General features: G+C 54.8%; 8 protein-coding genes. 1 reads left to right on the top strand and 7 read right to left on the bottom strand.

Annotated elements, in window-relative coordinates; all coding sequences use genetic code 11:
- The first annotated feature begins 5 nt into the window (after window positions 1–5).
- Window positions 6–2,009 (top strand): M23 family metallopeptidase, encoded by a 2,004-nt coding sequence (locus K1718_RS16705; protein ID WP_265681492.1) that lies wholly within the window; start codon window positions 6–8, stop codon window positions 2,007–2,009.
- Window positions 2,010–2,238: 229 nt separating this feature from the next.
- On the opposite strand, the gene tssH is transcribed toward K1718_RS16705, so the two are convergent.
- The 7 genes from tssH to tssB form a co-directional block, all read right to left on the bottom strand.
- Entirely contained in the window at window positions 2,239–5,046 is a 2,808-nt protein-coding gene (gene tssH, locus K1718_RS16700) for a type VI secretion system ATPase TssH (RefSeq protein WP_152502031.1), read from the bottom strand.
- A gap of 25 nt (window positions 5,047–5,071) precedes the next feature.
- On the bottom strand, window positions 5,072–6,712 hold the full coding sequence (gene tssG, locus K1718_RS16695; protein ID WP_265681493.1) for a type VI secretion system baseplate subunit TssG: 1,641 nt from the start codon (window positions 6,710–6,712) through the stop codon (window positions 5,072–5,074).
- Entirely contained in the window at window positions 6,709–8,706 is a 1,998-nt protein-coding gene (gene tssF, locus K1718_RS16690; protein WP_152502029.1) for a type VI secretion system baseplate subunit TssF, read from the bottom strand. The genes tssG and tssF overlap by 4 nt, the downstream gene beginning before the upstream one ends.
- On the bottom strand, window positions 8,703–9,254 hold the full coding sequence (gene tssE / locus K1718_RS16685) for a type VI secretion system baseplate subunit TssE (RefSeq protein ID WP_152502028.1): 552 nt from the start codon (window positions 9,252–9,254) through the stop codon (window positions 8,703–8,705). The genes tssF and tssE overlap by 4 nt, the downstream gene beginning before the upstream one ends.
- A gap of 144 nt (window positions 9,255–9,398) precedes the next feature.
- A complete protein-coding gene (locus K1718_RS16680) occupies window positions 9,399–9,884 on the bottom strand; it encodes an Hcp family type VI secretion system effector (protein WP_152502027.1) in 486 nt (161 codons plus the stop codon).
- A gap of 207 nt (window positions 9,885–10,091) precedes the next feature.
- The gene (gene tssC, locus K1718_RS16675) at window positions 10,092–11,615 is read right to left on the bottom strand and encodes a type VI secretion system contractile sheath large subunit (protein ID WP_152502026.1); all 1,524 of its coding nucleotides are present in this window, start codon (window positions 11,613–11,615) and stop codon (window positions 10,092–10,094) included.
- Window positions 11,616–12,170, bottom strand: coding sequence for a type VI secretion system contractile sheath small subunit (gene tssB, locus K1718_RS16670; RefSeq protein ID WP_152502025.1), 555 nt, complete (start codon window positions 12,168–12,170; stop codon window positions 11,616–11,618).
- Window positions 12,171–12,371: the final 201 nt, after the last annotated feature.

Raw genomic sequence — 12,371 nt, 5'->3', positions numbered from 1 at the left:
GCGGTATGGCCCAATGGCCTGACAATCGAAATCAGGGTGGCAACAGGCCCGAATTCGACCGGACCATCATCCGGCCGGCGGGAAAGCCACAAGCTGCGCAGAGAGCCGAACCCGCGAAGGCTACTCAGGAAGCACCGCGGCAGAAAACACCGCCACGACAAAGCAAATCCTCGCCCAAGCTCGTTTACGCCGGTCTTGCCGTTGGTTTTCTCCTGTTCGGAGGAGTTGTCGGAGGTTTGACGCATTTGTTCACTTCGGGCTCCATTTCGTTTTCTCCGCCGGAAAATTTGCCAGGAAACGATGTTGCCGAACTATCCGACGGTGTTGAGGCGCCAGTCCAGGGCGACACAGATGGCCAAAATGTTCAAGTGACGGAAACTGATAACAAACCGATAGAACTGCCCGCCCCAGAAACAGTGGTTGCAAGCGACGACGAACTGGATGTTCCGGCAGATCCGTTTTTCGATATGGCGTTGTCGGCAGTTATTCCGCTTGCAGGAGACCCGGTGTTGCTCGGCAGTGGAGCTTCAAGCAGGCGCATAGAACTCTCTGAGCGGCCCGTCCCAACAAATGCGAATACCGGCAAAGTTGCGGTCCCCACGCTGACGGCCTTCGTTCTCGACAGTCAGATGCTGGATGCTGACGGGAATCTCGTGATCCGTGCACCAGGCAGTGAAGCCGATTTTCAGTTCGGCAATTTTGGTGGTGGCGAAGATACGGAGGGACTGGTTGTTGAAGAAGATCAGATCAGCGATGGCGGTACGGATCTTCCGGTTTTCCTGAAACCACCCACTGACACATTGGATCTCTTTTTGACAGAGCGTCCGATCGGGCAGGGGCCGAGCAGAATTGAAGTCCGGGAGCGGATCGAAAAGGCAACCTCTCTGACGGACTATTTAAAAGCCAAGGGATTCGATGAAGATGTCTTGAAGCCCTTGCAGGAATTCGCCCAATCAGAATTCAAGAAAGGCGATTTGATCGCGGGCGATGCAATCGCCGTACGTGGTGTGCGAATGCCAAATAAGGTTGGGCGGATCGGTGACTATTACCGTCCTGTGCAGATATCTTTTCATTCCGAGGATGGATACCTTGGAACTGCGGCGTTTTCTCTGAGCCGGGATGGAGACAGCTATGTCCATGGAGCTGACCCCTGGTTCGGGAAAACCATCGTTGAAGAAAAGATCGCGAGCGATAAAGGCGCTGGCGATGGTGGGGCATCTGCCGGCAAGACGCATCGATTGATAGACGGTCTTTATGCAACAGCTGTCCGCAATGCGGTGCCGGCCTCAATCGTGGGTGAAGCCATCGCCTATCTGGCTCCAACGACAGATCTGAAACGGGCGATCAAACCGGATGAACGATTTACCCTTGTGTTCACTGATGCACCAAGAGACGAAAAACGAGGCGGTGGCCGCGTTCTGTTTGCCGGAGTACGCCGAGGCGATGACTGGTCAGTGCGTTGTTATGTGCTCAAGGCTCCTGGGAACAGAGGATTTGCCTGTGTCAGTGAAGGCGGAAAGGTTAGCCTGTCAGGCGCCATGCTTGTTCCGGTAAAAGGGGTTTTGACCTCAAAATTCGGCATGCGTTTTCACCCGATCAAGAAGACGGAGAGACTGCATGCGGGTGTTGACTGGGCTGCACCGACGGGAACACCAATTCGAGCTGCGTTTTCTGGAAAGGTAACTTACCGCGACGTACGTGGAGGGTACGGTAATTTCATCGAGCTCACACACAAGGATGGAATTACGACCAGATATGCTCATATGCACGAATATGGGGATGGCATCGAAAAAGGGACGGTCGTCCAGGCCGGAGATCTGATCGGCTATGTTGGCACGACAGGACTGTCTACCGGTCCGCACCTGCATTTTGAGATCCGGCAACGCGGTGAACCGACCGACCCGCTCGCATTCGAAATGGAAACCGGATCAGACGCACCGCAATCCGTTGCGAGTAAGGATCTCAAAGACTATCGCTCTGTTGTCGGCGAAATCTTGAGCGTACAATAGACACGTATTCAATCAGTTCTTGAAAGACACAGAGCTTCAACTCTGATGTGGATTGTGTTCCCCGGAAGCTGAACTGAACAATCCAGCTTTCCGCTCTAGTTTCGAGGCCCCAAGAGATATGCGAGATCAAGTTTCCCATGTCTCGCATATCCGTGAACCATTCTTCCTGGCGTCGATCATCCAAAAACCAAAAGCTGAGCGCAGGGTGAAATTGAGTTCTTGGTTCAACTCAGTCTGTCGTGACGCTCAGCTCTCCATCAGATGCGTGCACTGTTGCCGTCTTGATTTCCTGACCATTCATCTGGGCTGTCAGGAAGGCTCTGGAGAGTTTCGGCAGCAGGTCGTTGGTCAGAATGTTATCGATCATACGCCCACCGCTGTCAGGATCGCGGCAAAGAGACACGATATGCGCGACCACGTCGTCTCCATAGACAAGTTCCGCATTTTGGTTCTGTTTTACACGCTTTACGACGCGGTTAAGCTGCAACCTGATGATGAAGCCGAGCACAGATGGCGACAGCGGGAAATAGGGGATCGTAACAATACGGCCAAGCAGAGCAGGTGGGAAAACGTCCAGCAAAGCAGGCCGTAGGTCTTCAGCAAGTTTTTCCGGATCAGGCGCATTTGGGTCAACCGCTGCAACAGTCGGATCGTCAGAAATCGGCTGGTCAAGTATGTGGCCCGCAGCATCCATGATCTGATCCGTGCCCACGTTTGACGTCAACAGGATCAGTGTGTTGCGGAAGTCGATCTTCCGGCCCATTCCATCTTCCATCCAGCCCTTGTCGAAGACCTGGAAGAATATTTCATGCACGTCCGGGTGCGCTTTTTCCACCTCGTCCAGCAGCACCACGGAATAGGGCTTACGGCGCACGGCCTCTGTCAGCCGGCCACCTTCGCCATATCCGACATATCCGGGAGGCGCCCCTTTCAGGCCGGACACTGAATGCGCTTCCTGAAATTCCGACATGTTGATCGTGATCAGGTTGTCTTCGCCGCCGTAGAGAGCTTCAGCGAGTGCAATCGCCGTTTCGGTCTTGCCGACACCGGATGGGCCGCAAAGCATGAAGACGCCGATCGGTTTGTCCGGATTGCCCAGTTGAGCGCGACTGGTTTCAATCCTTTTGGAAATCATGCCAAGTCCATGTGCCTGCCCAATCACGCGCTTGTTCAGTGTGTCGGAGAGACTGAGGATCGTCTCCATTTCATCCTGAACCATGCGACCAACAGGAATGCCGGTCCAGTCGGCTATGATCGTGGCGACTGCATCGTCATCGACATAGGCAAAGACCATCCGGTCTTCTTCGGGGATCTCCGCAAGTGCTTCCCGATTTTCCTTGAGAGCTGTCCGGATCGCTTCTTCGTCCTCAAGATCGACATCAAGGTCGAGATCCAGGTCGTCGATTGGAACAAGGGCAGGCGCGTCGCCGTTCTCAGCTTCTTCAGGAGCACTTTCCGGCATGGGGGCCGGTTCACCGTTCTTCAGCCGGGCAAGCGCGGCATTCAGGCTGCGGATGCTGGCCACCAATTTGCGCTCTTTCTCCCATGCTTCCTGAACCTCTCCGATGGCTGTTTCCGTGTCCGCAATCGCTTCATCGATTGCTTCGAGTTGCTCAGCACCGTCGTGGCCAAGTTCGGCATCGTTCAGGAGGGCCTGTTTTTCCGTTTCCAGAAAACCCTTCTTGGCGACAAGGTCAGAAAGGCGAGCAGGATGAGCTGCTTGCGAAATGTTGACCTTGGCGGAGGCCGTATCCAGGACGCTGACTGCTTTGTCAGGCAATTGTCGGGCAGGGATGTAGCGGCGAGACAGGGAAACCGCAGCTTTCACTGCGCTGTCAAGAATGCGCACCTGATGATGGTCTTCCATCGGGCCGAGTAGACCACGCACCATGGTAAAACACTTCTCTTCGTCCGGCTCATCCACCTGTACCGGCTGGAAGCGACGTGTCAGTGCGGGGTCTTTTTCAAAATGCTGCCGGTATTCGGACCAGGTGGTGGCTGCCACTGTCCGCAGTGTCCCGCGGGCAAGCGCGGGTTTCAACAAGTTGGCAGCATCGCCTGTTCCTGCTGCACCGCCCGCACCAACAAGTGTATGCGCTTCGTCAATGAAGAGGATGGTTGGCACAATGGAGGCATGAACGGCATCGATGACCGCGCGCAGGCGTTTTTCGAATTCACCCTTCATGGAGGCCCCGGCCTGCAGCAGCCCGAGATCCAGAGCGCACAATCTTGTTCCGAGCAGTGCGGGTGGGACGTCGCCTGACACAATTTTTTGGGCGAAACCTTCAACAATTGCGGTTTTACCGACGCCGGCTTCGCCGGTCAGGATTGGATTGTTCTGGCGACGGCGCATCAGAACATCGATAACCTGACGGATTTCTTCATCTCGTCCGACAATGGGATCAAATTCGTCAGCTCGTGCACGGGCTGTGAAATCGACCGTAAACTGGGTAAGGGCATCCTCGCCGACGCCGCTGCCCGGCGATGCCTCGGCGGCCTCGCCAGGGGCTGCACCTGCGGCAGCCTTTGGGCCGGACCCATCGATTGGCCGCGCACCGGTTTCAGAGGACGCGCCTGCAATGGATTCAAACTCACGGATGATTTCATCCTTGTTGAGCGTTTCCAGGGCGGAGGAGTATCTGCAAAGCTGACGCCAGGAGCTTTTGTCGCCCATGACCGCAAGCAGCACATAAGCTGAGCGGATTTTATAGTCGCCGAAGCGCAGCGTCCCTTCAAACCAGGCGCGCTCCAGCGCTTCCTGAAAAGGTGCCGACATGGATGGCAATTCGGTCTGGTTGATCTTGAGATCCGAAATGGCCTGCTGAAGATCCGCGTGAACAGCTCCAAGGTCGATCCCGTAGTGGCGGAGAATATGCGTCAGATCTGTATTCTCGTCCCGGATCAGATAGTAGAGCCAGTGCAGGATTTCTAAGTGCCGGTGACCGGAACTTTTGGTCAGCCGCATGGCCTTTTCCAGGCACTCGTAGCTTACCGTGGTGAGTTTGTTGGCAACAGTTTCAACCAGAATGTCACTCATAACATCGGCCTTTCAAATTAGAGACCTATTGATAGACGGTAGTATGGCGGCGCACAGGCCGGAAACGGGTGTCGGTCAGCATTTCCTCATCTTCAAACTCGAACTTTTCCTCGTCTGTTTCCTCTGAGGAAGGGGGCTTCAGCCAGCCAATGTGCCCCAATGTTGCAGAACTGCTGCTGTTCATCTGAACCGCAGAAGCACATCGTTTGGGCAGGGCCAATTCGATCTCGTATTCAATTTCCAGACCGAGATAAAAATCGATCAGATCGAAGAGCTTTTCAGTCCAAAGATTTGGCTTTGTCCGGGTCGGCGGCAAAAACTTGCGGTATTCTTCCAAGGAGCTGGTGAAGATCCTTATGCGGATCTTGTCACTGACGCTGTACACCTTGGCACCAACGATCGTGTCTGCCCCCAACTGTCCAGCGCCCCCCGGACCAAAACCGCCGAGGCTGAGTTGGTCGTCCTTGTCCAGGTGCAGCCAGGTGCCGACACATTGATCAATTTCGACTTCTACGCCAAAAACGCCGGTGATCAGCGCCTTAAGGCGGGCGGCGCTTTTCGTCTTTGCAGATGTCAGGCCTGCATAAAGAAGCTTGAGGCGATCATCGATATGGTCGAGGTCGCGGAAAATCGGCGAACCGATCCCGATTGGCGCTCCCAGATAGGCAAGGAAACGGTCATCGTCGGGTCGGTCGTGTTGGACAATCGGGCGTGCGTCGGCCCATGCACGATAAAACAGCTGAACAAAGCGATTGTTGAAGACATCGAGAAAGCGCGGAAAACTGTCCTCGCCACGCAGGCCGCGCATGATGGCTTCGTCGGTATAAGCAGCCGGCAACGCACCGTGAGGCCCGAGCATACCCAGGAAACGCTCCAGCAGCACTAGTCCACCATCAGCATCGCGCGTAGCACGTTCAATCGTTGATGGAGCATATTCGCTGGAAGGATCTTGCCCAAAACGAACAATGTCTTCCATGGATCTGCGGCTTTTTCCGATCCGGGGTGGGGCGGGTTCATCAGCCTTTTTCTTCGGATTCATGCCTGCCGGAGCTTGCGCGCCGGGTGCGGTTTGCCCCTCGAGCATACGCAGCACCGCCAAGAGGTCATGACCACCAGGATGTTTTTCGATACGGGCACTTAATGCGGCCAGAAGAGATGCATATTGCTGCTGAACGGGAACTTCTATTCTCGGTTCTTCGTTCGGGACCGGCTCTGCGTCCAGGTCAGACTGTTGGTCAGACGGCGCCGCGAGCGGCTCCACCGTGTCACCATTGCTTTGGTCAGGAACATCTTCTGAGGTGGATTTCTGTTCCGGTTCGCGGCTGTCTTCCTGTGGCTTGGCAGTATCCTGGTGCTTTGCACTGATGACAGTTTTATCGGGCTCATTGGACACAGGATCTGTGGCTGCGTCGCGCGGCGTTTCGGTTTTTTCCTGAAAAACGCTTTCGTTGTGAACAGGTGCTGTTTCTGGCCAGGGTGTTTCCAGGTCAGCGGGATCAAGCGTAAGCGTTTCAACACTATCTTGCTGAACGTCGGTACTCTCTTCGGCTGCTTGCCAATCAGCCGGTTTTTGCGCCCCGATTTGAACAACCGTCTTGTCCGCGGCAGGTTTCCGGTCAGGCTTTTTCTTTTTCCCGCGTGTGCTTTTGTCGTCCTTGCCGCTCATAGGATCCCCTTTGCGCCGATCCTTGGCGGCCATTTCATGATCGTTCCACGTTCGGTGGTGGCAATTACGCATTGGGTGAAGTGATTGATGGACGCATATTCTGCAAGGAACCGATCAAGCACAGCTCCCATCAGAAAGGCGCTCGCTCCTTCGAATGCCTTGTCATCCAGCGTGATCGTGATCTCCAGACCCCTGGCAACGCCGGTGCCTGACTTCTGCTGAAGCCTTCGAACAACCGGACGGGTTGAGACTGAGCGAACCGACTGGGCCTGACGGTCGGAGGCGTTGTCAGACAACGGGGCAAAGACGCTCAAAAGGTCACGGAAAGATCTTCCATCTTCTCCAGCCGCATCGTGCACCAGTCCGGTGTGGTTGAGCGCCAGGATATTGATGAGCCTCCAGGCGATTGCTCCGGAATGCCCATCTTCACCAAGGCGTTCATTGTATGACAGCAACGGCGGCCTTGGTGCGGTTGGGCCGGCGACACAATCGACTTTCAGGCTGACATCCTCAAGAATGCGGAAATCGCCGACGGCCGCCTTGTCGGGATTGGACCCGACCGGAAGATCTGCCGCAAGCGAGCGGTTCGATGCCATCACCTTCAATGAGAGCTCCGCCAGCCGCTTGTCGCCACTTTGCAAAAGGGCCGTTGCCTGAGCGCCGCTGGAAATGGAAATGAAAGTCTCGGTCCCAATGTATGGGCTTGGCTGCATGCGCCGGAGTTCCGATGAGGACTGTCTGCGCGGCAAGCGACGTATGGTGTAGAACCACTCATGTCCTGCCTTCTCGGTATCGGGAGCAACGCTATAAAGCGGTTCCACAGCCCGTTTCTGTCCGCCCGAGAAGTGGGCATTCACTTCTGTAACTGCGTGCACCTCGTAGTCCAGTGGACGTGTTCTGTCCGCAATGACCGCAAATTCATGCTGGCCTTTCTTGATCGGAACGCGATCGGTCTGTCGTTCGAACAGATTGACAGCCGGTGCGGTGTGTAGAGCGAAAATCTTGTGCTCGACATGCGCAGGCAAACGGGTTTCCGCTTCGTCGAACACGAAGACGAGTTCAAAGGACTTCGCATTGATCCGGTCGAGATAGCGACGCAGGCCAGTGAGGCGGAAGCCCAGGAAACTGCGCGGGAAGTTGAAATAGTCGCGAATGTGGTCGAAGCCGACGAAAAGGCGGCGGTCATTATGCAAAAGCGCGTCTTCTTCATCAAACCCGAGTTGCTCGATAGCATTTACGGGGACCCGGTGAAGGGTGGCCTGACCGTATGAGTCTTCTGTTCTCAGATAAAGCGCGATTGTGTGTCCGAAGATCTGCTCATACACTTTTGCAGCAAGATCCATCGGGCCGACCAGGCGGATCGGCAGCTCGTTTATCCTGCAGCCCGCAACCTGATATTCAGGTTTCTTCTGCGCTTCTTCCGCCGAGACCTCATTTTCAGGATCCTCCGCCATGCGGTGGGTGAGGGTGATCGAAAGGCCTGCGCGCGCACGTTTGTCTTCGGCCATTTCGGCGCCGAGACCAGAGATTTGGGCCGCGGAACTCAGATATTTGGCATCTGTAAGTTCAAGAGGGGTCATCGTGATCGGCGCGCACAGCGTAAAACGGCACCTGACTTCACCCCTCCGTTCCCGGAAAACGGCTTCCATGGGGGCATGGCGCGCGATCTTGATACCGTTGCGCAGGTTCGCGTCGCCGTATTTTGGCTTTACCCGGGCAAGCACCATCGAAGGTATTGGAGCAAGCGCGGTTGGATAGAGCTGTTCAAAAAGATTGGAAGTGAACTCTGAAAACTCGTGCTTCATCTTCAACTGGACGCGCGCTGCCAGAAACGCGGTGCCTTCCAGCAAGCCTGAAAGCATCGGATCGGATCTGTCTTCCAGAAGGCCGCCAAGCCGTTCTGCAACAGCCGGATATGCCTCAGCGAAGGCGACACCCTGTTCACGCAGATAGGTGAGCTCCTGATTGTAAAGATCTAGAAATTCCCGGTTCATCCAGCCGCCCCAACTATCTTAATTCGGCCGAAGGCAGGATCGACATCCGCGACGAATTCACTGCCCACGCGCACCGGATCGCACCGGATTTCTGCCTTAATCAAAAAACGCACCTTGAAGGTTTCGCTACTGTCGCTTTCATCGCGCACAACTTGGAGCGTACGCGGGTCCATTCGTGGCTCAAAACGAATGAGTGCCTGCCGGATATCCTCGGCAAGTTGGTTGATCCTGATTGTGTCGACCACATGGACTGACAAATCAGGCAAGCCATAATTCAGAATTGAGTTTTCGACTTCGGGGTAATCGGAGAGATCCTGGGTCGAATTCAGATTGACCGTGTTCAAAAGCGCTTGAAGGTCCCGGCGAACTTCGGCGAGCAAGGTATGTTCAGAAACACCGTAGGAGCGTGAAAGCCGTCGGCCGGATTTGAGATTACGGCCCTTTTCAGCTTCCTTTTGCTTCGCTTGAGCAGCCTTGTAGTCCGGGTCATCCATGGCCCGAAAAGCCCACATCAGCGGAGAATGCATTTTCACGGTCGATTTAGCCATTGGCTATGCCCACGCTGGAGGCCCAGTTACGCTTATTAGTTGATCAAGTTTGCCGCACTGTTGGAATGGAAACGTGTGTCACGCCACGGCAAAAAAGGACCGGCTGCCGCACCATGAGAGCGGCAGCCGGTTCGGCGAAATGCCTTACTTCTTTTCGTTTGCAGCGATGTCCCATGCAAACTCTGGAGCCGCGCCTTTGGAGCCATCCGGCTTCTGCTCGGTGTAGATGAACTTGTATTCACCAAAGTTGAGCGTTGCGCTTTCCGTGATCCGGTCGTCGGAACCACTGCCACCGGTCGAGACGTTGGTGACGATGATGTCCTTCATTTCCAGCTTGATGTATTCCAGTGGGCTATCGCCAGCTGCTTTGCGGACGAACAGCGTACCCTTGGCAATGTGCTTGCCGGTGGACACATGCTGAAGAAAAACCGGTGTCGATTTGTCGACATACTTGGTAATGCTCAAATCCTGGAAGAAAGCCTTACCGGAGCCGGAGCCACCACCCATATGCGTGGTACCGGACTGGGACGCTCCCCAGGACCAGGACAACACATCAATTTCGTCCTTGTGGGACTTGTCCTGAGATTCACCATTGATTCCATCAAGTTTCAGAAAAAAATCGACAGCCATTTTAAAAGATCCTCTTGGTTGTTGACGGCCAGGAAAAAATGCCTGGCATTACGTCTACTATTCTTGACAACTACCTCGGACCATACGGTCCAAACCCCTAGGCGCGTTCGCGTCTCGTTTGCACCTCCACCCGGTGAAACCGGGTTGCATCCGATTGGGATGCCTGCCGGAAGAACGGGCCAACGCCCTTCCGGCAATTCTTGTCAATCAGCTTGCGTCTTGCGGAATGCGGGACGCCAGGCTCATGCCAATGTCCATGCCTTCCAGCTGATAGTGTGGACGCAGGAAGAACTGAGCTCTGTAGTAGCCCGGGTTTTCCTCGTCAGCGACAATGGTCACCTTGGCTTCCCTCAGCGGCTTACGCGCTTTGGTTTCCTCGGTTGAATTGTCAGGATCACCATCGACATAGTCCATGATCCAGTCGTTCAGCCAACGTTGCAGCTGTGCTGCTTCTTTGGTCGAACCAATCTTGTTGCGCACCATGACCTTCAGGTAATGGGCAAAACGCGTGGTCGCGAACATGTAGGGCAGACGCGCGGACAGATTGTCCGATGCGGTTGCATCCTTGCCGTCCGGGCCCGAGAACTGCCGCGGTTTGAAGACGGACTGTGCGCCCAGGAAGGCAGCCTGGTCCGTGTTCTTGCGGTGGATCAGCGGGATCAGTCCCAAACGGGAAATCTCGTGTTCACGGCGATCGGAGATCGCAACTTCGGCCGGGCATTTCTGGTCGACACCACCGTCATCTGTCTCAAATACGTGCGTTGGTAGGTCTTCCACAAGGCCGCCGCTTTCCACGCCGCGGATACGAACTGTCCAGCCGTATTCCTTGTAGGCGCGGTTGACATTGGCAGCCATTGCATAGGCCGAGTTCATCCAGGCGTAGTTCTGGTGAGTGTCTTCACCGAACTCTTCCTCGAACGCGAACTCTTCAACCGGGTCGGACTTTGCACCATAGGGCTGCCGCGCCAGTACGCGAGGCATGGTCAGGCCCAGATAGCGAGCATCTTCCGATTCCCGCAAAGTCCGCCATTGTGCGTGGATCTCCGTATCGAAAATCTTGGATAGATCCCGTTTTGCGGGAAGTTCAGTCCAGTCATCCATTTGCATCAGTTGCGGATTGGCTGCTGCAAGGAACGGCGCGTGAGCCGCTGATGCAATCTTTGCCATGCCGCGCAATACGGTGATGTCCTGCGGCTCGTAGGAGAACTCGTAGTCACCAACAAGGCACCCGTATGGCTGGCCGCCAAGCTGACCGAACTCAGCTTCATAGATCTGCTTGAACAGCGGGCTCTGGTCCCACTTGGCACCACGGTAACTCTTGAAGACACCTGCCAGTTCCTTTTTAGAGATATTCAGGAACTGAAGCTTCAGGGTCGCGTCCGTCTCGGACTGGTGAACCAGATAGTCAAGTCCACGCCAGGCACTCTCCAGCGTCTGGAACTCAGGCGCGTGAATGATCTCATTCACCTGTTCCGTCAGCTTCTCGTCCAGCTTTGCGATCATCTCATCGATGGTGTCATAGACATCATCCTTTATGAGCGCCTGGTCGGTAAGTGCTTCCGAAAGGAAGGTCGACATGGCGTTGTCGACGAGTTCGTTGGCGGTGTCGTTCTCGTTCTTGATGCGGAAATTCTGCTTCAAGATAGAGGCAAATTCTTCTGGGCTTTTTTCACCCGCGACTTCGCCCGCTGCTGCGCCGCTCGTTTGGGCGCTTGTATCAGTGTTGCTCATTTACGCCTCCTCCGTATCGTCGCCTTTGTCTGCACCGTCGGGTGACTTTGCCTTGTCGGCTTCGATTTTCTGAGCAAGAGCCTGCATCAATGCCGGATCCCGTGTCAGTTCTTCCAGCTGAGAGATAGCCTGTACGCGTCCATCCATCATGGTGCGCAGCGCTGCAAGACTGCGACGTGCTTCCAGAAGCTTGTTGAGCGCCGGAACCTGTTCGGCAACTTTACCCGGAGTAAAATCGTCCATGCTCTTGAAGCGGAGTTGAACGCTCATCTTGGAATTGTCTTCACCAGACAGTTTGTCTTTTACAGTGAAGGACGTGCCAGGCTCGATGGCTTCCATGCGCTTGGTGAAGTTGTCCATGTCGATGTCGAGAAGTTTGCGATCATCGATATCCGGTTTTTCGACACCAGGACTATCGCCGGACAGGTCGGCCATAATGCCCATCACGAAGGGAAGTTCTACTTTCTCTTCTGCATCAAAGGGATCTTCATAAAAAATATGGACCCGGGGAGGTCTATTGCGCTTAATAAAGCTTTGCCCGCTACTCTTTGCCATTGTACTTGCCTTTCACGTTTCTGACCGAATAGTCACTGGCCAAATCTAGTCAAATACTAACGCAGGGCGTCTTCTTATTGATTCGTTGTTTTGGGTCTGCGTTGTGTCTTGTTGATCTTTATGTACTTCGATTGCCGGGTTCAGGAAGTGATCACAGTCACATGATCGCTGGTTTACATTTTTTCTTTCAAATATTGAGGA

It is taken from the genome of Roseibium porphyridii (genome assembly GCF_026191725.2).
GTDB classification, from domain to species: Bacteria; Pseudomonadota; Alphaproteobacteria; order Rhizobiales; family Stappiaceae; genus Roseibium; species Roseibium porphyridii.
This window is presented reverse-complemented; position numbering and strand designations above follow the sequence as displayed.